The 20,909-nt window shown below is 60.0% G+C and carries 21 protein-coding genes; 8 read left to right on the top strand and 13 right to left on the bottom strand.

The annotated features are described in order from the left end of the window. The first annotated feature begins 45 nt into the window (after positions 1 to 45). Entirely contained in the window at positions 46 to 486 is a 441-nt protein-coding gene (locus tag HY29_RS19630) for a hypothetical protein (RefSeq protein ID WP_034798356.1), read from the top strand. A 34-nt stretch (positions 487 to 520) separates the two neighbouring features. Here HY29_RS19630 and HY29_RS15035 read toward each other — a convergent pair whose 3' ends face one another. Then, complete coding sequence (locus tag HY29_RS15035; protein ID WP_034798354.1) at positions 521 to 739, bottom strand: hypothetical protein; 219 nt, start codon at positions 737 to 739, stop codon at positions 521 to 523. A gap of 126 nt (positions 740 to 865) precedes the next feature. On the opposite strand from HY29_RS15035, the gene HY29_RS15030 reads away from it, so the two are divergent. The 6 genes from HY29_RS15030 to HY29_RS15005 all read left to right on the top strand — a co-directional run bounded on the left by HY29_RS15030 (position 866) and on the right by HY29_RS15005 (position 6,988). Continuing rightward, a complete protein-coding gene (locus HY29_RS15030; RefSeq protein ID WP_034798352.1) occupies positions 866 to 2,785 on the top strand; it encodes a methylmalonyl-CoA mutase family protein in 1,920 nt (639 codons plus the stop codon). Beyond that, entirely contained in the window at positions 2,785 to 4,947 is a 2,163-nt protein-coding gene (gene scpA / locus HY29_RS15025) for a methylmalonyl-CoA mutase (protein WP_034798350.1), read from the top strand. The genes HY29_RS15030 and scpA overlap by 1 nt, the downstream gene beginning before the upstream one ends. A gap of 79 nt (positions 4,948 to 5,026) precedes the next feature. After that, complete coding sequence (locus HY29_RS15020) at positions 5,027 to 5,578, top strand: hypothetical protein (RefSeq protein ID WP_155838371.1); 552 nt, start codon at positions 5,027 to 5,029, stop codon at positions 5,576 to 5,578. A 17-nt stretch (positions 5,579 to 5,595) separates the two neighbouring features. Further along, positions 5,596 to 6,210, top strand: a complete 615-nt coding sequence (locus HY29_RS15015; protein WP_034798347.1) for a class I SAM-dependent methyltransferase — start codon at positions 5,596 to 5,598, stop codon at positions 6,208 to 6,210. 56 nt (positions 6,211 to 6,266) lie between these two features. Next, a complete protein-coding gene (locus HY29_RS15010; protein WP_034798344.1) occupies positions 6,267 to 6,587 on the top strand; it encodes a YbjQ family protein in 321 nt (106 codons plus the stop codon). Further along, the gene (locus HY29_RS15005) at positions 6,584 to 6,988 is read left to right on the top strand and encodes a metallopeptidase family protein (protein WP_034798342.1); all 405 of its coding nucleotides are present in this window, start codon (positions 6,584 to 6,586) and stop codon (positions 6,986 to 6,988) included. Before HY29_RS15010 ends, HY29_RS15005 begins: the two co-directional genes overlap by 4 nt. Here HY29_RS15005 and HY29_RS15000 read toward each other — a convergent pair. From HY29_RS15000 to HY29_RS14950, 11 genes are all read right to left on the bottom strand, one after another. Then, positions 6,985 to 7,389 carry a GFA family protein gene (locus tag HY29_RS15000; RefSeq protein ID WP_034798340.1) on the bottom strand — a complete coding sequence of 135 codons (405 nt, stop codon included), beginning with the start codon at positions 7,387 to 7,389 and terminating at the stop codon, positions 6,985 to 6,987. The two genes, HY29_RS15005 and HY29_RS15000, sit on opposite strands and share 4 nt — an antisense overlap. A 1-nt stretch (position 7,390) precedes the next feature. Continuing rightward, positions 7,391 to 7,870: a YbjN domain-containing protein gene (locus HY29_RS14995; protein ID WP_034798338.1), complete on the bottom strand. Its 480-nt coding sequence runs from the start codon at positions 7,868 to 7,870 to the stop codon at positions 7,391 to 7,393. Positions 7,871 to 7,960: 90 nt separating this feature from the next. Then, on the bottom strand, positions 7,961 to 9,409 hold the full coding sequence (locus HY29_RS14990) for an amidase (protein ID WP_034798336.1): 1,449 nt from the start codon (positions 9,407 to 9,409) through the stop codon (positions 7,961 to 7,963). Positions 9,410 to 9,472: 63 nt separating this feature from the next. After that, on the bottom strand, positions 9,473 to 9,934 hold the full coding sequence (locus HY29_RS14985) for a periplasmic heavy metal sensor (protein WP_034798334.1): 462 nt from the start codon (positions 9,932 to 9,934) through the stop codon (positions 9,473 to 9,475). After that, the gene (locus HY29_RS18635) at positions 9,931 to 10,377 is read right to left on the bottom strand and encodes a hypothetical protein (RefSeq protein WP_051601586.1); all 447 of its coding nucleotides are present in this window, start codon (positions 10,375 to 10,377) and stop codon (positions 9,931 to 9,933) included. Before HY29_RS18635 ends, HY29_RS14985 begins: the two co-directional genes overlap by 4 nt. Then, positions 10,374 to 10,916, bottom strand: a complete 543-nt coding sequence (locus HY29_RS14975) for an RNA polymerase sigma factor (RefSeq protein WP_034798332.1) — start codon at positions 10,914 to 10,916, stop codon at positions 10,374 to 10,376. Before HY29_RS14975 ends, HY29_RS18635 begins: the two co-directional genes overlap by 4 nt. A 100-nt stretch (positions 10,917 to 11,016) precedes the next feature. Continuing rightward, positions 11,017 to 11,508, bottom strand: coding sequence for an EF-hand domain-containing protein (locus HY29_RS14970; protein WP_051601584.1), 492 nt, complete (start codon positions 11,506 to 11,508; stop codon positions 11,017 to 11,019). Positions 11,509 to 11,563: 55 nt separating this feature from the next. Continuing rightward, entirely contained in the window at positions 11,564 to 14,242 is a 2,679-nt protein-coding gene (locus HY29_RS14965; RefSeq protein ID WP_034798329.1) for a bifunctional [glutamine synthetase] adenylyltransferase/[glutamine synthetase]-adenylyl-L-tyrosine phosphorylase, read from the bottom strand. Positions 14,243 to 14,246: 4 nt separating this feature from the next. Then, complete coding sequence (locus HY29_RS14960) at positions 14,247 to 15,650, bottom strand: sensor histidine kinase (RefSeq protein ID WP_034798327.1); 1,404 nt, start codon at positions 15,648 to 15,650, stop codon at positions 14,247 to 14,249. Between the two features lie 33 nt (positions 15,651 to 15,683). Further along, complete coding sequence (locus tag HY29_RS14955; RefSeq protein WP_034798462.1) at positions 15,684 to 16,355, bottom strand: response regulator transcription factor; 672 nt, start codon at positions 16,353 to 16,355, stop codon at positions 15,684 to 15,686. A gap of 36 nt (positions 16,356 to 16,391) precedes the next feature. After that, the gene (locus HY29_RS14950; RefSeq protein WP_034798325.1) at positions 16,392 to 17,933 is read right to left on the bottom strand and encodes a Do family serine endopeptidase; all 1,542 of its coding nucleotides are present in this window, start codon (positions 17,931 to 17,933) and stop codon (positions 16,392 to 16,394) included. Positions 17,934 to 18,551: 618 nt separating this feature from the next. On the opposite strand from HY29_RS14950, the gene HY29_RS14945 reads away from it, so the two are divergent. Further along, entirely contained in the window at positions 18,552 to 19,115 is a 564-nt protein-coding gene (locus HY29_RS14945; RefSeq protein ID WP_051601583.1) for a prepilin peptidase, read from the top strand. Between the two features lie 39 nt (positions 19,116 to 19,154). Here the strand turns inward: HY29_RS14945 and HY29_RS14940 are convergent, their stop codons facing one another. After that, positions 19,155 to 20,783: a hypothetical protein gene (locus HY29_RS14940; RefSeq protein WP_034798323.1), complete on the bottom strand. Its 1,629-nt coding sequence runs from the start codon at positions 20,781 to 20,783 to the stop codon at positions 19,155 to 19,157. Between the last annotated feature and the right edge of the window lie 126 nt (positions 20,784 to 20,909).

Below are 20,909 nucleotides of genomic sequence, written 5' to 3'. Positions count from 1 at the left end.
GTTGTGGCCCCGCCGCGTTAGCGGCCATAACAAGGAGACGCCCCCATGAATTCAGCTCGACGCCGTATCCTGCTTGCAGGTGGCACCGCCATGCTGGCAACATCTCTTTCCGCCTGCGGAACCATCCTTTATCCGGAACGCAAAGGCCAGAGGAATGGCCGCATCGACCCGTCCATTGCCATTCTCGATGGCATCGGCCTCCTCCTTTTCCTTGTGCCGGGCGTGATCGCTTTCGCCGTCGACTTCTCAAACGGTACGATTTACCTGCCAGGCACCCAGACCTCAGACGCCTCTGATGACAACATTCAGACGGCGCAGTTCAAAGGTGAACTGACGGAAGAAAAACTCGATACCGCCTGGAACGAGACCTATGGCGATGCCAAGCCATTCGAAGTTTCCCAGCTTGAGCGGTATCCAATCCGCAACCAGTCCGACATTTCATCTCTGATTGGTCACCTGTCCGCGTGGAATTACGCGCGCGGCTAGACTGTCATGCATCTGCCGGCTGGCCCCGGGTCCCTCAACCCTTGGCCAGCCGGTCCTGCATCATCGCCAACCAGCTCTGCTGGCGATGCAGCATGGATATGACGTCATCCGGATCCCCACTCTCCAACAGCCCGTCAATGGCGACACTGGACACCTGCATGTGACGCTGCATGAAGTCCTGAGGCGATTGGCGTTTCATTGCATCAGAACGTTCAGTCTGGCGGGGCTGGAAAGTAAGAAGTTTGGCTGACATCACTTCGCTCCTATTTGCGAATAATTCTCAATCGCATGCTTGTGCTGTCTCAGTCAAGCGACCTTTCGCCCCTGACGCATCGGAAAGAGTTCACAAACCCTATCTGTTCAGCATAAATGCCGGCTCATGGCAGATGACATCCTTTCCCTGAGCAGCAGCTTCCCCGATGCGACCGAGGCCGATTGGCTCGCGAGCGTCGAAAAGGCCCTTAAAGGCCGCGGTATTGATTCGATCACGCGCAAGACCGCAGACGGGCTGGAGATCCACCCCCTCTATCGCGAGAGTGACTTTCCTTCGGCCTCCGATCCGCTCGGCACACCGGGCGAAGCGCCCTATCTGCGCGGCCCGACCGCTGCGCCGGACAAATTCATGCCCTGGGATATCCGCCAGACTTTCACGCATCCGTCCCCCCATGTGACGAATGAGGAAATCCTGCGCGATCTTGAACGCGGCGTGATGTCGATTGAGCTGAAACTGGACTCGACAGGCCGCGACGGCATTCAGATCACCACGCTGAACGAGTTGAAAGCCGCGCTGGATGACGTGCGCGCAGACATCGCCACCATCGCCCTCGACCATGCTGCAGACACTGGGGCGCAAGCCGCGACGCTGCTGGCCCTGTGGGGGCAAAGCCAGGCCGATTCCCGAAATCTGAAGCTCGACTTCAACATGGACCCGCTCGGCAATCTTGCCCGCACAGGCACGCTGGAAGGCGGGCTGAACCCGTCCTTTGCGCGACTTGCGGAAACGCTGGAGCAGCTGGGCAAGGCCTATCTGAATGCGGGTCTTTTGCGCATTGATGCCAGGATGGTGCACGAGGCTGGCGGCTCTGAAGCACAAGAGCTCGCGGCCCTGATCGCCAGCGCTGTCGACACGCTGCGCCGCCTCGACCATCGCATGGACATTTCCACAGTGATCCCACGCATGAGTTTCGCGCTGGCACTGGATTCCAATTACGGGCTCGGCGTTGCCAAACTGCGCGCCGCTCGCCGCCTATGGGCCCGCTGCCTGGATGCAATGGACCAGGACGCTGTGCCGATGCGTCTGCACGCGACAAGCTCTGCGCGGATGCTGACGCGGTATGATGCCTGGACCAACATGTTGCGCAACACGGGCGCGGCCTTTGCCGCAGCCGTCGGCGGCGCAGACATCGTGACGATCCGCCCGTTCAACGAAGCCCTCGGCATTCCGGAAGAGCTTGGTCGCCGTATCGCGCGCAACACACAAATTATCGCCATGGAAGAAAGCCAGCTGGGCCGCGTGGCAGATCCAACCGGCGGCGCATGGTTCACCGAGACCTTTGCAGACAATCTGGCCGAAGCCGCCTGGAAGGAATTCCAAGCCATTGAGCATGAGGGCGGTTTCGCAGCCTCTCTCATCTCTGGTGCCTTCCAGGACCGCGTTGCAGCCACCCGCACAGAGCGCGCCAAGGCCATCGCCAAGCGCAAAGTGCCGATCACGGGTATCAGCGAATTCCCGCTGCTCGACGAGATCACCGCGCCTGTGGCCGAAGAGGTGTCCGTTACGCCGCAGGGCAGCATGTCAGATGAAGGCTTCAAGCATTTCGTCCAGAAGGAAATGCCGCCTGCCGAGGACGACGTCACTTGCGCGCCGCTGGAGCCGATCCGACTGGCCGGCGAATATGAAGCCCTGCGCGATGCGGCCGCCTCTGCCGCCAAGACGCCGACCATTTTCCTGGCGACACTTGGTCCGCTGGCGGAGCACAATGCCCGTGCGGACTTTGCCCGCAACTTGTTCGCCGCTGGCGGACTGGAAGCGACGCAGCCGCCCGTGCCGCCACAATCGGCTGCAGAAGCCGTCGCGGCCTTCAAGGCCTCAGGCAGCAAGCTCGCCTGCATCTGCGGCGCAGACGCCCGGTATGAGAATGAGGCCGCCGAAACAGCCAATGCCCTGAAAGCCGCTGGCGCTTTGCATGTCTGGCTCGCCGGAAAATTCGAAGGCGAAGGCATCGACACAAACATCTTCATGGGCTGCGATGTGCTGCACACGCTAAAACTTGCCCACGCAGAACTGGGAGTGAAGTAATGAGCAAATTTCCTGACTTCACCAAGATTGATCTCGGCAGCCCGCACGCCAAGGCAAAATCGCCTGATCTGGGCGAGCCATGGGAAACGCCGGAAAGCGTCGATGTGAAATCGGCCTACATGGCCGATGACCGTGATAATCTGGACTATCTGGACGATTATCCGGGCCTGCCGCCCTTTGGCCGCGGCCCCTATCCGACCATGTACACGAACCAACCCTGGACAGTTCGTCAGTATGCGGGTTTCTCAACGGCTGAAGACTCCAATGCCTTCTATCGCCGCAATCTGGCCGCTGGGCAGAAAGGCCTCTCGGTCGCGTTCGACCTGGCCACGCACCGCGGCTATGATTCCGATCACGTCCGCGTCTCGGGCGATGTCGGCATGGCCGGTGTGGCCATCGACTCCATTCTCGACATGCGCACCCTCTTTTCCGGCATCCCGCTGGACAAGATGTCCGTCTCCATGACGATGAACGGCGCGGTTCTGCCGATCCTGGCGCTCTATATCGTGGCGGCTGAGGAACAGGGCGTAGGACCGGAGAAACTGGCCGGGACGATCCAGAACGATATCCTCAAAGAGTTCATGGTGCGGAACACCTATATCTATCCGCCCAAACCGTCGATGCGGATCATTTCTGACATCTTCGCCTATACGTCGCAGAACATGCCGAAATTCAACTCGATCTCCATTTCCGGCTATCACATGCAGGAAGCGGGCGCGACGGCAGATTTGGAACTCGCCTACACGCTGGCAGATGGCATCGAATACATCCGCGCCGGTGTGGATGCAGGGCTGGATGTGGACGCGTTTGCGCCGCGCCTCTCCTTCTTCTGGGCTATCGGCATGAACACGTTCATGGAAGTTGCAAAGATGCGCGCGGCGCGCCTGCTCTGGGCGAAGCTGGTGAAGGAAGAGTTCAATCCGAAGAACCCGAAATCCCTCAGCCTACGGACACACTCGCAAACATCCGGCTGGTCCCTCACCGCGCAGGATGTTTACAACAACGTCATCCGCACCTGTCTTGAGGCCATCGCCGCGACCGGCGGGCAGACGCAATCGCTGCACACCAACAGCTTCGACGAAGCCCTCGCCCTGCCGACAGACTTTTCCGCCCGTATCAGCCGGAACACGCAGCTCTTCCTGCAACAGGAAGCCGGCGCTTGCCAGACGATCGACATGTGGGGCGGCTCCTATTATGTCGAGCGTCTGACGCATGACCTGGCCACAAAGGCCCTCGCCCATATTGAGGAAGTCGAAAAGCTGGGCGGCATGCGCAAGGCCATCGAGGAAGGCGTGCCGAAGCTACGTATCGAGGAAGCCGCCGCCAATACGCAGGCGCGCATCGATAGCGGCACGCAGACCGTTGTCGGCGTCAACAAATTCCTGCTGGACGAAGAAGAAGATGTCCCTGTGCTGAAGGTTGACAATGCCGCCGTGCGCCGCATGCAGCTGGACAAGCTCGCCCGCCTAAAGTCAGAGCGGGATGAGGCCGAAGTCACTGCCAAGCTGGACGCGATTGCCGAGGCCGCCGCTGGCACGCAAGGCAACCTCCTTTCGCTGGCCGTGGACGCAGCGCGCGCCAAGGCGACCGTTGGCGAAATCTCCGAAGCCGTCGAACGCAGCCAAGGCCGCCACAGCGCCGTTATCCGCTCCATCAAGGGCGTCTATGGCGGCGGCGTGAAGGGCAATGACAAGGCTGAACAGGCCGTCTCCCTCGCCCAGGCATTCGAGAAGAAAGCCGGGCGCCGCCCCAAGATTTACATCGCCAAGATGGGCCAGGACGGGCACGACCGTGGCCAGAAGGTCGTCGCCTCAGCGCTGATGGATCTGGGCTGGGATGTCGAGATCGGCCCGCTCTTCCAGACGCCGGAAGAGGCCGCGGCCGATGCCCGCAAAGCCGGTGTGGACATTGTCGCCGCCTCCTCGCTCGCGGCCGGACACCTGACCCTGGTGCCGGAGCTGAAACGCGCGCTGGGCAATGAAGGCGCCGCGCACACGCAAATCATTGTGGGCGGCGTGATCCCCCCGCAGGATTTCGATGCGCTCTACGCCTCCGGCGCTACCGCCATCTTCCCGCCCGGCACTGTCATCGCCGACAGCGCCATCAAGATGCTGGAAGTGCTGAACGGTGACGACGACGGCGCGAAAACGGCGGCGGAGTAACACAGAATCTCCCTGAAGTTTACAAACTGAATCCGAATTCACCCTTAAAGTGGCGTTGAGTCGACCTTTGGAGGGTGAATTGCGGATTCTGTATGAGATTATCGGTGGCGCAGCATCAATCGCTGCAGCCATCATCATTTTCTTCTTGCTAAGCGCAGGCTTATTTAGAAACACCTTTTTGCCAGCATTAGGTTTTCTCTGGCTTATGAGCAATGACGAGAGCCTGGCGAAAGCGTATGCAAGCCTTGCCACTATACTAGGCATCACCGCAGCATATATTTCCATCAAACTCGCGAGAAGGCGGGGAATGAATTGGAAATTTTCTGCTCCTGCCTTCGTATCAATATTCGTGATTGTTACCTGGCTTATGCTGACCGTCAGTCTTGAGGTTGCAAGGCGCGTTGCAATCGCGAAATTCGATGCTGACGCCTCTACTCAGCACTCCGTGCTATGGTCCTATCATCGCGCACTTGAACCGTTCAAAACCCATCCGCATGCTGCCGCCCTGAAGGATTGTCGGATCTATATCTGGAGCTATAAAAGTATGAGCTTCATCGAGTTAAGCCCGGACGCTTACAAGAGGGCTGCTCCGAACGCCTGGGTCAAGTCTTGCACTCAAACGACAGACTAAAAGCAGAAAGCGTCCGCATGGCCGAGCTAACCTCAACTTCCGGATATGCCGAAGAGGCAGACGATCTGTTCGTGCGCTATGAAGCGCGGGCGGCGTCCGAAACGCATGCGCACTGGCGACATCTGTTTCCTGAGCCACCGGTCCGCACGCTGGACATCGGCGCAGGCACCGGGCGTGACGCGGCCTGGTTCGCCTCGCTTGGCCACACCGTGCTGGCGGTGGAACCTGTCGCGGCCCTGCGCCTGCGGGCGGCAAAGCTTCATCCGGAACCTGAGATCACATGGCTGGAAGACATCCTGCCGGACCTTACCAATACGCGCGCACGTGAAGAGGTGTTCGGCATGGTGATGATGAATGCCGTCTGGATGCACCTGACCAAAGATGAGAGAGCCACAGGAATGGAGCGCATTTCCACGCTGCTGGCTCCAGGCGCCCGGCTCTTCATGAGTTTGCGTCACGGCCCCATCCCGGACGGCCGGCGCATGTTCGATGTGACCGGCGAGGAAACCATCGCCCTGGCCGCTGCTCATGGGCTCCAATCTATCAGCCACATCCGCAAGACTTCCATCATGGCAGAAAACAAGGCACGCGGCGTTGAGTGGACTGCGCTCGTCTTTGAAAAAGCCACTTGAAACGGTAGCAGAGCCTCCCATCTATATATTGTTATTCGATAAGGAGCGCGCCTACCATGATCATCTCCACCACACCGACCCTTCAAGGGCATGAAATCTCGAAATATCTCGGCATTGTCTGCGGAGAGATTGTGATTGGCGCACATATCGGGAAAGACATTCTCGCCAGCTTCACCAATATCGTTGGCGGTCGCTCCAATGCCTATGAGAGCACGCTGCGCGAAACGCGAGACGATGCGCTGGCGGAGATGGTGGAGGAAGCCACAAAACTCGGCGCGGACGCGGTTGTTGGCCTGAAATTCGATTACACGGTCATCGGCCAGAACGGCTCCATGATGATGGTCGCTGTCTCTGGAACAGCCGTCACCCTCGCATGAGCGTTCTGGACGAAACTGCCCCGACAGCAGACGCGATGCTGGACATCGCAACCGCCTGCCTTGAGCGCCTGCCAAAGCATATGCGCGATGCTGCAGGCGACATCCGCATCATCGTGTCGGACTATGCCGAAGAGGCCATCCTGCGCGACATGAAGATCCCTAACGCCCTTGGCCTCAGCGGTCTTTATGTTGGGGTTCCGCTAACGCATGAAAGCGTGACCTACCCTTCCATGAACCGCCCGCTGATCTATCTCTACCGCATGCCGATGCTGATGGAGTGGGCCGTGCGGGAGGATGCCACAATTACCGAGATGGTGGAGCACGTCTTCATCCACGAGCTTGGCCACCATTTCGGCTGGTCCGATGAAGATATGCACCGCACGCTGGGCGGCGAAGACTAGGGCGCCGGGGCTTTTGACTTATGCGCCAGTGCGCCCGCATTCGCTTCCCAATTCTGACCATCGAAACGATTGATGGTCACATCGAAATCCTGCCAATAGTCCAGGCACCGCCAGGTTACGGCATAGCCATCCTGGTTTGACCTCGGCACATAGAAGCTCTTCACGCCGCAGACACTGCAAAAGCGATGCTTCGCCCCGCCCGTATTGAACGTGTACTCAGACAATTTATCCGCCCCCTGAAGAAGGCGGAAATTCATTCCTGGCACGATGACATGGATATTGCCGCTCATCGCGCAGATGGAGCAGTTGCAATCCTCAACTTCAAAAGCGTGGGGCAGTTTCACCTCGTAGCGTACTGCCCCGCAATGGCACCCGCCGGGGCGCCAGCTAGTTTCTGTCATATCAGTTCTCTTCAGACATATGCACCGCATAGGAGGAGAGGATATCTTCAAACATCTTCAGGTCTTCGACGTCAAAATTATGCTCGTTCTGCAGATCAAGCCCGTAATCCACACCAATGCTATAGCTTTCGCCATTCTCGCTCGGCAGGATGAAGGCGCGCCCGAACGGGTAACTGTCATTATAGAGATTGGTCTGCTCATACATCGCAAGATCGGGTGATCCTGCCATCGTGAATGTCGCAAAGAACATGGCCGAAGCGCACATTTTCGACTCATCACAATCCATCAGCCGCACAGAGTAGTAATACTCGTCCTGCTTTGCGTCCACGCGCGCAACATCATCGTCCAACCAAGTGACTTCCACGTTCTCGCTGCCGGCACTGGTCAAAACCTTGCCGGCATTTTCCGGTGCAATTGGCCAGGCAAGTGCAGGAACCGCCATTGCAAAAGCCGCCACCGCGCAAAAGAGAGGTCTGATCATCCCATATTTCCCCTACACAATTGATCTTTCAGCATTCTGACATGCTGGCACGGAAGACATCAATGGCTGTAAAAGTTGAAAATTTTAAGGCTATCCTGCCCACACAGGTGGACGTCGATGCGCCCAAGGCTGTGCACGCTCCAATTGTCCGGCCAGAGAGTACAGTAGGGCCTCGCTACCATAACGTCCGCCAAACATCATCCCGATTGGCAGGCCTTGCGGGGCTTCCTCACTTGGCGGCGTCCAGTGCAGCGGGACAGACATGGCCGGCGCCCCGATCTGATTGAAGAATGGACAATGTGGCGAAAAGCTCGCCACGGCAGCACCCATCGATTCCGGATTGGCCGTCAGGGCCATCACACCCAGCTGTTCCGGCGTCCGTGACAGGGTTGGCGTCAGGATCAGATCATATCCGCCCTCATTCAGGAATGTCTCAAACGTGATGGCATTCTCGTTGAACAGATTATTGGCCTTGGCCAGTTCCACCATCGGCACAGTGCGCCCGAGCGTGGACATGGCCAGCGTAATCGGCTCCAGCTCACCCTCCTCGGGCTGGCGCCCGGTGATCTCGGCACGATCATCTATCATGGCGGCAATATTGGCGGAGATCGTGAACAGGGCTGCCTTGCTGATGGCTTCCCCATCAATCTTCGGAGAGGCCTCAACCACCGTATGGCCAAGGTCTTCCAGCAGTTTTGCCGTCGCGGCCAGTCCGGCCGCCGCATCCTCATCAGGCTGGGTGCCATTCGGCGCGGTGCTCCACAGCGCAATCTTCAGCGACTTCGGATCGCGCGATACCTCTTCCAGAAAAGGCCGGGCCGGCTTGGGCGCCTGATAGCGATTGCCGGTCTCCGGTCCATGCGTTGCGTCCATAAGGGCCGCATTGTCGCGCACGCTGCGGCTGAGGGCATGTACCGTGGAGAGGCCGTTCCAGTTCTCTGTGCGCCCTGGTCCCATCGGAATGCGCCCGCGTGACGGCTTCATGCCGAACAGGCCGCAACAGGCCGCAGGAATGCGGATAGACCCGCCGCCATCGCTGGCCTGCGCCATGGGCAACACACCCGCCGCGACCGCCGCAGAGGCCCCGCCAGAAGATCCACCGGATGTGCGGGTCACATCCCAGGGGTTTCGGGTCTGGCCATAGAGCGTGGACTCGGTGGTGGTTGTCAGGCCGAATTCGGGGCTGGTCGTCTGGCCAAAGAACACAAGGCCCGCATCCCGGTAGCGCTGGGTGAGCGTGGAGTCTTGGCTGGCAATATGTCCCTTCCAGCTGACCGATCCATTGGTGAGGGGCGCGTCTTTCACCGCAACGGCCAGATCCTTCGTCACGAAGGGCACGCCAGCGAAGGGGCCAGTCTGGTCTCCCTTTGACAGTTGCTGCTTCGCAAGATCGGGGTAGAGCACCGAGAAGCAATTCAGATCGCCCTGCACGGCCTCTGCCCGCTGCACGGCTTCATCCAGCAACTCACTCGCGGATACCTGACGCGTCCTGACAAGTTCCGCCAGGCCCATCGCGTCATAATCGGAGTATTCCTTCATCGCCTCTCTCCCTTTTCGCGCGCATATTGTCGTGTATGCGCAGGGAAGGAAAGCCCCACAGGCTCAGTCCTTGTGGCGGTGGCGCTCCGGCCCGCGTGCCAGACGCTCGGCCATCATGGCCCGCTTTTCCGGGTCCATGGCCTCCAGCCGGTCAATCATGGCCTCATGCGCCGCAGCATGCACACGCTCATCAGACGCGCGCAGCTTGCGGAAAGCCTCCTCTGCAGCAGGCCGATCGAAAGGTTGCCGGGTCAGCACATCGGCCAACTGGCTGCGCACCTCATCCCGGGCTTTGCGTTCCGGCTTGGTCGAGCGGTAGGATTCCTTCAAAAGCATATAGAAGGCCTTGCGGTCTTCTTCAGACAGCGGCCTTTCCTTTCCCGGAGGTCCGGGCGGTGGCTCATCACCGGGCCCGCGCTTTTGCAGCACCATGCCGCCCACCAGCCCCAGCAACATCATGTTGCCCAGCAATGAGATGGTCAGCCAGAACGGAATACGGCGCGGGGAAGAAACTGGCTCGGTCATTGCGGGGCCTCATCTTCAAGGTCCATGGAATAGGTATCAAAACCAAGCGCGGCATAGACCAGTTGCTGCGCCTGATCTTCCTGAGCAGGTGTGGAGGTTTGGGCAACGCTCATCCCGGCAAAGAGGCCCAGCGACAGCGACGCAATCGCCCCGGCCGGAATCCATACCGGCAGGCGCCATCTGCGGCCCGCCGCCTTTGCCGGTTTCGGTGCACTGTCTATCAGGCGCGCGCGCAAATCTGCTGGCGTATCCACGGCCGGCACAGCCTGCAGCAGCATGTCCAGACTGCGGGCCTCTTCCACCGCGGCGGCAAAAGTCTGCGGCTCAGCCGTCAACAGCGCGCGGGCACTGTCGCGTTCATCTTCCGGGTAGGCGTCGACATCTGCGCCGTACGTCTCGATCAGCGCGAGCAAACGTTCTGCAGTGATGTTCCGTGCACTCATGACCCGGTCCTTTCCATCAGGCTGGCCCTCAATCCGCGTCGGGCGCGGGCCAGCAGGCTCTCCAGCGCGTCCACGCTGACTTCCATAATCTCTGCAGCCTCTGCCTGAGAGTGGCCTTGCAGGGCGCACAAGGTCAAGGCGGCTGCCTGACGCTCTGGCAGGGCAATAATGGCTGCCTCAACCGCGCGCACTCTTTGTTTCTGTTCCAGCTCTTCTGCCGGGTTCAGCGCCGGATCCGTTCTTTCCGGCAGGTGTTCCATCGTTACTTCGCGTCGCTTCCTCAGCCGGTCATAGCAGAGGTTCAGCGCCACCCTGTGCAACCAGGTGGAAAACTTCGCTCGCGGCTGCCAGTCCGGCAGGGCCTTCCACGCGCGCAGGAATGTTTCCTGTGTCACGTCTTCCGCCTCCTGAACATCGCCCAGCATGCGCGTGGCAACCGCCAGTACGCCGCCGCTATATCTGTCCACCAGAGCCGAAACGGCCGCAGGATCGCCTGCCGCCGCCCGGGTGATCTGGTCAAGGTCGGATGAAAAAGCCACGAAGCAGAGCCTAACCGAAAACGGGCCGAAAGGGCGAGATCATGTTGCGCTTGTATGTGCTTTAACATGCGTGTCCATCCGGCCCGTCCCTTGGGAGGGATTATTCGGGTTTCGGTCCAGCCTTTTTCTTGCTCCAGCGCTCTTTCATCTTGGCTTTCATGGCGTCACGCTCTTCTGCGGTGACCACACCGTCACCATCCGTGTCAGCCTTTTCAAAGCCTGGCATCTGGCGACTGTTGAATTCCTCGACGCTGATCACGCCGTCGCCATCGGTGTCCATTTTCGCAAACATGCGGGCTTCACGCTCGGCGCGGCGCTTGGCGCGCTCTGCCTCGTGATGGGCCGTCATCTCTGCCGGGGAGACTTCGCCGTCAGCATTGGTGTCGATTTCGGCGAACTTGGCCGCACGGAAAGTTTCGACTTCTTCGGTGGTAATATCGCCATCTCCGTTGGCGTCGATCTCGGCCATATAGGCCTTCATCATGCCACGATGATGGTCGCCATGACCACGCGGTCCGGCATTGGCTGCCAGAGGCAAAGCAATAGCGGCAATGGCGCCAAGGGATACGGTCGCAAGGGTAATACGTTTCATGAGAGAATAATTCCTGTTCAGTGTTGTACCCATCGCGTGTTGAACGCCCGGGCCCTCAGGAATCCGTCGCTCCCAGATGCAATTTTTCCACTGCCAGCGCATGAACGCCTGATTTCATTGAAGATAATTCTTCTTCAAGCTTTGCAAAATTTTCTGCCCCGGCTGCGCGGCACAGCCTGTCCTTCAGGCCTTCGGGCAAATTGTCGGCCTGGATATCGCTGCCCAGGGCCAGCCGCTGCACCTGCTGAAGGGACTGCATCAGCTTCACGCCTTCGCCCAGCTTCTGCCGATCGGCTGGCGCCAAAGAGGCTTGGGCAATCGCATCGCGTATGTTGGGAATGATCACATCAGGATCACCCGCCAGCAGCATGTCCTGCTGCACGATGAACTCCGCATCGATCAACGCGCCTTCTGCCGTCTTGAGATCCCAGAGCCCCTTGCCAGGTTTTTCGCGATAGAGGCGTTGACGCATCTCGGTGATGTCGGCGGAAATCTTGCCGTCATCTGTCTTCGCGCGGCTCACAATGGCCTCATGCGCAATGTCCATGATGGACTGGCTGAGACCAGCATCCCCGGCCACAGGGCGCAACCGCGTCAGCGCCATATGCTCCCAGGTCCAGGCGTCCTGGTTCTGATAGCGCTCAAAGGCTGGCAGGCTGACCGCCACGGGCCCCGCCCGGCCAGAGGGACGCAGCCGCATGTCGACCTCATAGAGTTCACCTTCCGCTGTCGGGGCAGTCAGCGCCGTGATCAGGCGCTGCGTGAACCGTGTGTACCAGGTCTGCGCTTCCAGCGGGTCCGCATCGTAAATAACGATGATGTCCAGATCAGACCCCGCCGTCAGTTCCCGACCGCCCAGCTTACCCATGGCGAAAATGCCCCAGCGCCCTGGCGGCGGACCATACCGGCCAGCCGTCTCACGCTCCGCTGCGGCGGCCATTTCGCGGATCGTTTCATCCGCCAGTTCGGACCAATAGCCCGCTGCATCCTGCGCATCGATCAGGCCGTGCAACAGGCGGTGCCCGGTCAGGAAGCTCCGTTCACGATGATACCGTCGCCAGACATCCAGCGCTGTATCAAATGACATGTCATCGGTGATGATCGGCCGCATCGGCTCCTGACGGCTGACCAGCGCCTCCAGCAGATCCGGCCTGCGCGACAGGATTTCCGCCAGGCGAGGCGCCAGGGCCAATGTCGCGACAAGATCATCCAGCAGTTCCGGCTCGGCCAGCAACATGGCCAGCGTCTGCACGCCGGAGGTCAGCCCTTCAAAGAAGCGGGAGAACCAGCGGAACGCCTCATCCGTCTCGCCCACCTTGCCCATCGCCATCAACATGCCCGGCAACAACGCCGTCAGCAATTCGCGGCCTCGCGGCGTGCGGGTCGCCGGAACGCGCCCTCTATGCCAGTTGCGGATCGTATTGATGGCTGCGCTTGGATCACTGAACCCCAGGCCTGCCAGTGTGTCTATCGTACCCGGATCATCATCCACGCCGGTAAAGACCAAATTGCCCAGCGGATTGTCGTGCAGGGCGCGATCCTCATGCGCGAAGAGATCATCATAGGCTGCCTGCACCATGCGGCGGGTTTCCAGCAGGTCGCGGTCAAAGCTCGCCAGATCCTCATAGCCGCACAGCCGGGCAACATCGGCGCGGTCACCCTCATCTGCCGGCACGGTGTGGGTCTGCTCGTCCCGCCGCATCTGGACGCGGTGCTCCAGATTGCGCAGCGCCAGATAGGCCGTTTCCAGATTTTCAGCCGTGTCCGGCTGCACCACGCCTGCCTCGGTCAGCGCCTTCAGCGCGCCCAGCGTTGTGTTGTCACGCAGCTGTGGCTGACGCCCGCCCAGGATCAGCTGCTGCGTCTGGGCGAAGAACTCAATCTCCCGAATGCCACCCGGCCCCAGCTTCACGTCGGGGGCGACATTCTCCAGCCCGGCACTGCCCGCCTTGCTATTGATCATGCGCTTGATGGCCTGAATATCGCCAATCGCCCAATAGTCCAGATTACGCCGCCACACGAACGGCTCGATCACTTTCAGGAACTTCGCCCCGCATGCCAGATCGCCCGCCGCAACGCGCGCCTTGATCCAGACCATGCGCTCCCAGTTCTGACCAACGCTCTCATAATAGACATCCGCCATCCGTGTAGAGACGGCCAACGGCGTTGAAGATGGGTCCGGGCGCAGGCGGAGATCTGTGCGAAACACATATCCGTCTCCGGTCACCTCTTCCATCAAACGCACCAGATCGCGCGCGACGCGCTGAGCTGTCTCTGCGGGGCCCTTGTCGCCGCCGTCGAACACCTCGGGGTCATACATGACGACAATATCGATATCGCTGGAATAGTTCAGCTCATACGCGCCCATCTTGCCGAGCGCGACGGCAAACATGCCCTGATTTTTCAGACCGCGTTTGGAAAGCGCCGTCCGCAGGGCGGCATCAACGCTCGCCCCGGCAAACTCAGTCAGGGCCCGTGTCACGTCCATCACGCCCAAAGCGCCGGAGAGGTCTTCCGAGGCGAGCGACAAATGCGTCTGCGCCTTTGCCCGGCGCATGATTTGCATGGCCTCGTCTTCGGGCGTGCCCTCCGGAATAGCCTTCACATCTGCCAGCGCCTCTTGCCAGCTTCCGGAAATTCCGCGCTCTTTCAGGCGGCGCAGATAGGGCGCGGCGTCCAGCGCCTCTCCCAGCACCCGCTCCGGCGTTTCAGCAATCGGCTTGATAGTCAGCATACGTCTAAACCCTTGGCAGGCGCAGGATGGCTTTCAGCCCGGGGGCTTCAGGCGGCCCGCCCGCGTCTGTCAGGATAAAATCCCCCCCATGCATATCGGCCACGGAATCGACCAGTGCCAGCCCAAGACCGGAGCCTGGCTGTGTCCGCGCCGAATCCATCCGCTGGAAGCGCTGTACCACGCGCGCCCGCGCCTCTTCCGGCACACCCGGCCCGGAATCCACGACCATCATATCGACCGTATTGTTCGGCCCGCGTGCGATACTGAAAGAGATCGCGCCGCCCTCCGGTGTATACTTCACGGCATTGTCCAGCAGGTTCGAAAGTGCCTGGCCCACCAGATCCCGGTCAGCCAGCACCATCATATTACGGCTGATATTACTCTTGAAGCTGAGGCCCGCTTCCTCGCAGGCCGGATCGAACAGTTCGGCCAGTTCTTCACCAAGGCCGGACACATCCATGCGCACGCGTTCGCCCTCGGCTCCGGCCTCCAGTCGCGCGAGGCGCAGAATGGCGTTGAACGTGCCCAGCACGCGGTCCACCTCTTCCACCGTCTCGCCCAAAGTCGCCTCAGCGCTTTCCTTGGACATCGGCTCTGACAGCGCAATCTCCAGCCGGTTGCGCAGGCGTGACAGGGGCGAGCGCAGATCGTGCGCAATCGCATTGCCTGTATGTCGCGTGGATTCCACCAGCTTCTCGATCTGGTCCAGCATGGCATTGAGGCGGGAGGCCAGCCGGTCAAACTCGTCGCCAGAGCCGCGTACCGGCGCGCGCCGCCCCAGCTCTCCGCCCATCACGGCCTCCGCCGTTCGCGCCAGTTCGTCGGCCCGCCGCGCCGCGCCGCGAGAGATCAGGATACCGCCCAGCAGAGACAGGACAAGACCAATCGGCGCGGCAATAAAGATCGCCCGCTGAATACGGCCAACAATCGCGGTCTGCTGCGCGGTGTCGAACGCGACCAGCAAGGCGCCGCCATTATTCGTCAACCGCACGATTCGGCCCGCCGCCGGGCGCTCCACAATTGTCCCGTCCGGCTCTTTCTGTTCGAAGGTGAAATACACCGTCTGCACCACATCAGACTGCGGCGGTGCAGCGGGCAACCGGCCAAAGTGCCCGGCAATCTTTCGGCCGGATGCATCTTCAAGATAGTAGAAATAGGTCGAGCCCGTGCGTGTCATGCGTTCCAGCACAGACTGGCTCAGCCGCTCCATGCCGCCGGTATAGTAGGCATTGCCCAGCTGCTCGAATTCCAGATCCATCCGCCGCTCGCTTTCGGCACGGATGTAGTAGACGGTCGAGTAATACAGATAGACCAGCAGCGCAGCCGAAAACGCCGCAAACATGGCGCTGTAGATCAGCGCCAGTTTGAACGTCGTCGTTCGCAGAAAAGTCGGCAGGGCGAGTTTCATGCCTCGCTACGTGCCAGTCGTCTGCATCCGCGTCTAGCCCTGCAGCCGATAGCCGGCACCGCGTACTGTGTGCAGCAGGGGTTCTTCAAATTCCTTGTCGATCTTCGCACGAAGGCGAGAGATGTGAACATCGATCACATTGGTCTGGGGGTCGAAATTATAATCCCAGACTTTCTCCAGCAGCATGGTGCGCGTCACCACCTGCCCGGCATGGCGCATGAGATATTCCAGCAAGCGGAATTCGCGCGGCTGGAGATCAATCTTCTGCCCGGCCCGCGTCACCTTGCGGGTCAGCAGATTCATTTCCAGGTCGCCTGCCTTCAGCACGGTAACCTGCTGCTCGGTCGGCACACGGCGGCCCAGCGCTTCGACCCGCGCGGCCAGCTCGGACGGCGCAAACGGCTTGGCCAGATAGTCATCCGCCCCGGCCTTCAGGCCCTGAACACGGTTCTGGACATCGCCAAGCGCGGACAGGAACAGGGTCGGCGTCTGACCGCCAGCTTCCCGGTATTCCTTGACCAGCGTCAGGCCATCCTTTTCCGGCAGCATCCGGTCGACCACGAGGGCGTCGAATTCCGACGCCCGCGCCATGGCGAGCCCACGCTCGCCATCCGTGGCCATGTCCACCTGGTGACCCGCCTCAACGAGAACCTTCTCGATGAAGCTGGCCATTTCCAGATCGTCTTCGATTACCAGAACGCGCATGGTGTCTTCCTGAACCGTATCCAGCATTCTGCTCTCCTAGCTAGCATCTGAAAGGTCAATCGTACGGTAGTTCGTGATCTGACCAACACGGATGGCGATCAACACTTTTGTACGATCAGATTTGCGGGCATCGGCGATGGCCTTGCGGAAATCATCCACAGATGCAGCAGGCTTGTTGTTGACCTCAAGGATCACCATGCCTTCCGCCAGGCCCGCCTTGTCCATCACGCCGCCCTTGTCGACATGCGTGACGACCAGACCGCTTTCACCGCTGCGCAGGCCAAGACGGCTGCGAAGCTCGTCATCCATCTGCTCGAACGTCGCGCCGACATCCTTGACGGTCGTACCCTTCTCCGGCTTGTCAGCTGGCGCACTGGAAGAGGCCGGGACGGTGCGGGCATACGGATCTTCCGGACGCTCACCCACAGTCACCTTAAGTGTCTTCGGCTTGCCGCCACGAATGATCTCGAACTTGTTCGACGTATTCGCGATCAAAGACCCGACAACACGGGTTGTGGAGGTCGCGTCCGTCACTTTCTTGTCGTTGACAGACAGGATGATGTCGCCGCGCTCCAGGCCGCCTTTTTCTGCCGGGCTGCCATTGGTCACATCGGCAATGATCGCGCCTTCGGCATTCTTGATGCCCTGGGCTTCGGCCATGTCCTCGGTCAGATCCTGGATGGAAACACCCAGCCAGCCGCGGGATACCTTGCCGTCCTTGATGATCGCCTGCGTGATTTCATCGGCGAGCTCTGCCGGAATGGCAAAACCAATTCCGACAGAACCGCCCGTCGGCGAAAAGATCGCCGTGTTCACACCAATGACATTGCCATCCAGGTCAAATGTCGGACCACCAGAGTTACCCCGGTTGATGGACGCATCAATTTGCAGGAAGTCTGTGTACGGGCTGTCCGGGCCAATCTCGCGGCCGTCAGCGGACAGGATACCTGCCGTTGCCGTGCCGCCCAGGCCGAACGGGTTGCCCAGCGCGACGACCCAGTCGCCTTTGCGCATGGTCTCAGCTGAACCGAAGTGCACGAAAGGATACTCGCCCTTTTCGGTCACACGCAGAACGGCCAGGTCGGTCTGCTTGTCGGTGCCGACCAGTTCAGCGTCCAGCTCGCGGCCATCCTTCAGGACAACCTGAATTTCCTTGGCGCCATCAACAACGTGGTTGTTGGTAACGATATAGCCATCCTGAGAGATGAAGAAGCCGGAGCCGAGCGAGCGGCCTTCCTGAACTTCCGGCTCATCCTGCTGGTCTTCCTGTTCCTGGCGGCGCTGTTCCAGGAATTCATCAAAGCCCGGCATTCCGCGGAATTGTTCGAAAAACTGGTCCATGTCGCGCAGACGGCCAACTTCCCGCTCGGTTGTGACGTTCACACTCACAACGGCAGGTTCAACCTGCTCAATCAGGTCTGCAAAGCTCAGCGGGGCATTGTGGGGCGCCTGCACCGTAATCGGCTGCGCGCCCGCTTCCGGGCTGAAGACCTTCGGGGCGACGGCCATGGTGCCGACTGCTGCTGCACCAAACAGCGCGGCTACCAAGGCCTGTCTCGAGATGCCTATCGTCTTCATAAATCTCTCCAAGTCACTGAAAAATTGCCGGTTAAAGCGAATGTGGGTCAGCATAAGCATGCCACAAGGAATGTGGTCATTAAAAGACAGTAAGGGGGGCCGTCTCGGGGGTATGCTCTCCGGAATGTGAACGCGAAAGGCAAAATCAGGGTACCAGATGTACAGTGTCATCGCCAGCTTCTCGCCTCTTGCGAGAATTTAACGCATGTTAAAAATATTGTTCGAAATCCGCCCAAAAAAATCTTGTAATCTCTGTTACCCCAACGCATCATGCCCCCAGAATATGTTTCTGGGGTTGGGAACGGACGATAGCTTTGCTGGTGCTCCTGCATCAGATGACAGGTTTATTCGTCCCAGCAGACATGCGATTTAGCCCCTGAAAGAGTTGCCGGCGTCGCCAAGGCCTGCTTTGCGGGCTTTGCGGCTTTTGCCACCCTCTGGCACCGTCCTCTGCCAGGACATCGCCCGGGGGTCTTGCCATACGTCTAGCGTCGTCCCCACCCAGCTGACGGAAGGTACAGGATGGCGACGCCGGCATACCAAGGCCTGCAATCGATTGATTTTTCTGCCGGCGTGCTGTTTCCCTGTCGCGGTTCCAGACACTGAAAGGCTGTCCGTTTGACCCGCAATGCGCTCCTCATACTGGCCAGCCTGGCCCTGCTCTCCATAGTGGCGATCAGCGCGATTGCATTTGTTCCCAATGGCCCTCTGCTCTGGTTCAGCCTTGGGCTGGGCGCCCTGCTCGTAGCGCTCAGCATCATTGACCTGCGCACGCTGACATTACCGGACGCGCTAAATCTCGCCGTCCTGATTCTGGGCGCGCTGATGGTATGGCTGACCCGGCCTGATGCCTGGCCCCATCATCTGATCGGTGCCTTCGCGGGCTATACGCTTCTGGTAATGGTAGAGATTACCTATCGCCAGATGCGGGGCCGGGACGGCCTCGGCCGGGGCGACGCCAAATTGCTCGGCGCACTCGGCATGTGGACCGGCTGGGCCGGCCTTGCTCCGATCATGCTTGTTGCCTCCGTATGCGGACTGCTCGCTGTCGGCATCCTGTCACTGACCAGCAAACGCACATTCGACAGCACCAGCGCAATCGCCTTCGGGCCCTTCATCGCCCTCGGCGGCTGGATCGTGTGGCTGGGCGCGGATTATCTCCTGCCCGCCGGGCTCTACTAGGGCGAAGGCTCATATGAGCCCGTCGTGGCTTGGTCACCCCTAGTCGCTGAAGCACCTTTGACGCGTGCCGTATTTGGTCTCTTCCACATTGTAGCAGCGCAATTCGGACTGCTTCTGATAGGGCGGCTTCCAGTTGAGCAGCTCATCATAGGCGGCGTCGATCTCGGCGCGGCGCGCAGCTTCCCGGCGATTGGCGGCGTCCCACTCGGCCTGTTGCCGGGCTTTCTCACGCATCACCTGATTGTAATGACGCTCCCAGGTCTTGCGGGCCAAGGGCAGCACATCCGGCGGGATAGCCGCGCATAAGGCTTTGTCGGGGGCGCCCCAACGCCCAAAGACGCGGGCGAGGCCGACGAAATCCTCTTCAGCCTGACTGAACTTGCTCCAGTCATGGGCAATGTTCCGGGAGTACCAGATTGCCGCCTGGCAATTCCCGCCCTGAACATAGGTCTCGGCGAAGGTCTGGTCGCGCCACATCCAGCGTTCGACAAAGGCCTTCCAGTCATTGTCGTTCCAGACGTTCGGCTTGTTGTTCCGGAATTCCTCCTCGGCCCCATAGGCTTCGAACAGTTTCGGATCCTGTTTCGCGATCCAGTCGCCCAGCTCCTGCGGCATGGCCGGGCATTCCTGTCCGGCAGCCTGTGTCTTCTCGAATTGCAGGGCCCAGCTGATGCCGCTATCCGGCACCGGGTCGACGATGAAACTCAGCTTGTCGCGGTTGATACCGCCAAAGACGTAGGAATAGGCGATCTGGCAGCCATCCAGCGTGCCGAAGCGCTGATAGTCGTTGCGAGCCAGAAGGCGCTCGCGCTTGGACTTGCGCAGATATTCATCCTCGCGCGCCTGCTTCTCGGCAGCAGCTTGCGCCGCTGCAGCAGCCTCCGCTTCCTGCGCAGCCACGTATTCCGCGTCCTCCAGAAGGCCGTAGCCATTGTCATCATAGAATTGCATGAAGGATGGCATCAGCTCTGCTGGCGCGACGCCGCACTGCGTGACCTCTTCATCAGGCTTGTTGAATCTCTGATCGATAAGATTTTTGGCGAGAATGCCCCAGTCGCCATACTTTGCGATCTGGGCATCGGTCATGGCCGGCGCTTCACTGCGGTACTTGCTACTGCTGCGATAGAACATCGCGTTGCCGGCACGATAACAGATATCAATAGGTAGCGCGGCTTCCGTCAGCCCGACCTCGTCGAGATAGACGCCATCACCCGCAGAGCCGAAACAGTCGCCGACCGTCGCCATGGCATAGCGCACGGCGCTTTCAGGGGGCGGGTTTTTGAAATAGGCGATCGAAACGCTGTTCGCCGGCAAGTCGGAAAGGTCCAAGAGATCGAGATCCCGGGCGATGTCGTCATTGCGCGGCAGACCGCAGTCGCGCGTTCCGTTAAAACAGGCCGCGAGGCGCTCACGGGCCGGAAACTCCATTTCGTTCAGGAACTGGTCGCCACTGATATACCATTTCAGGATCGTCGTCGCGATCGAGGCATCCACGATAAACCATTTCTTCGTTCCATCCATTTGCAGGGATGGATTGAAATAGTTCTCGGAAATCATGCATTGCTTGTTCTGCTCATAGGGCGTCCAGTCCCGCTGAACGGTCTGCGCCTGTGCACTCGCGGCAAACGCCGTCACAAACCCCAAAAGAGTCAGAAAAATCCGGATCATACGCGTCCCCTTTTTGCATACGCGTATGGTTTAATCGCACCCCTAAAACTTTTCAAATATTAGCAGAGCCTATTGCGGGCCGCGGCCCCGGTGAGGCGACAGTGGGTCGATCCCCTCACGCTCAGG

It is taken from the genome of Hyphomonas beringensis (genome assembly GCF_000682755.1).
GTDB classification, from domain to species: domain Bacteria; phylum Pseudomonadota; class Alphaproteobacteria; order Caulobacterales; family Hyphomonadaceae; genus Hyphomonas; species Hyphomonas beringensis.
This window is presented reverse-complemented; position numbering and strand designations above follow the sequence as displayed.

Bases quoted from the DNA above. Each gene is read 5' to 3' on its own strand.
- HY29_RS15005 (WP_034798342.1), top strand. From the start codon at position 6,584: ATGAGCGTTCTGGACGAAACTGCCCCGACAGCAGACGCGATGCTGGAC.
- HY29_RS14990 (WP_034798336.1), bottom strand. From the start codon at position 9,409: ATGAAGGAATACTCCGATTATGACGCGATGGGCCTGGCGGAACTTGTC.
- HY29_RS14955 (WP_034798462.1), bottom strand. From the start codon at position 16,355: ATGCGCGTTCTGGTAATCGAAGACGATCTGGAAATGGCCAGCTTCATC.
- HY29_RS15010 (WP_034798344.1), top strand. From the start codon at position 6,267: ATGATCATCTCCACCACACCGACCCTTCAAGGGCATGAAATCTCGAAA.
- HY29_RS14960 (WP_034798327.1), bottom strand. From the start codon at position 15,650: ATGAAACTCGCCCTGCCGACTTTTCTGCGAACGACGACGTTCAAACTG.
- HY29_RS19630 (WP_034798356.1), top strand. From the start codon at position 46: ATGAATTCAGCTCGACGCCGTATCCTGCTTGCAGGTGGCACCGCCATG.
- HY29_RS15000 (WP_034798340.1), bottom strand. From the start codon at position 7,389: ATGACAGAAACTAGCTGGCGCCCCGGCGGGTGCCATTGCGGGGCAGTA.
- HY29_RS15030 (WP_034798352.1), top strand. From the start codon at position 866: ATGGCAGATGACATCCTTTCCCTGAGCAGCAGCTTCCCCGATGCGACC.
- HY29_RS14970 (WP_051601584.1), bottom strand. From the start codon at position 11,508: ATGAAACGTATTACCCTTGCGACCGTATCCCTTGGCGCCATTGCCGCT.
- scpA (WP_034798350.1), top strand. From the start codon at position 2,785: ATGAGCAAATTTCCTGACTTCACCAAGATTGATCTCGGCAGCCCGCAC.
- HY29_RS14995 (WP_034798338.1), bottom strand. From the start codon at position 7,870: ATGATCAGACCTCTCTTTTGCGCGGTGGCGGCTTTTGCAATGGCGGTT.
- HY29_RS14985 (WP_034798334.1), bottom strand. From the start codon at position 9,934: ATGACCGAGCCAGTTTCTTCCCCGCGCCGTATTCCGTTCTGGCTGACC.
- HY29_RS15035 (WP_034798354.1), bottom strand. From the start codon at position 739: ATGTCAGCCAAACTTCTTACTTTCCAGCCCCGCCAGACTGAACGTTCT.
- HY29_RS14950 (WP_034798325.1), bottom strand. From the start codon at position 17,933: ATGAAGACGATAGGCATCTCGAGACAGGCCTTGGTAGCCGCGCTGTTT.
- HY29_RS15015 (WP_034798347.1), top strand. From the start codon at position 5,596: ATGGCCGAGCTAACCTCAACTTCCGGATATGCCGAAGAGGCAGACGAT.
- HY29_RS14965 (WP_034798329.1), bottom strand. From the start codon at position 14,242: ATGCTGACTATCAAGCCGATTGCTGAAACGCCGGAGCGGGTGCTGGGA.
- HY29_RS18635 (WP_051601586.1), bottom strand. From the start codon at position 10,377: ATGAGTGCACGGAACATCACTGCAGAACGTTTGCTCGCGCTGATCGAG.
- HY29_RS14940 (WP_034798323.1), bottom strand. From the start codon at position 20,783: ATGATCCGGATTTTTCTGACTCTTTTGGGGTTTGTGACGGCGTTTGCC.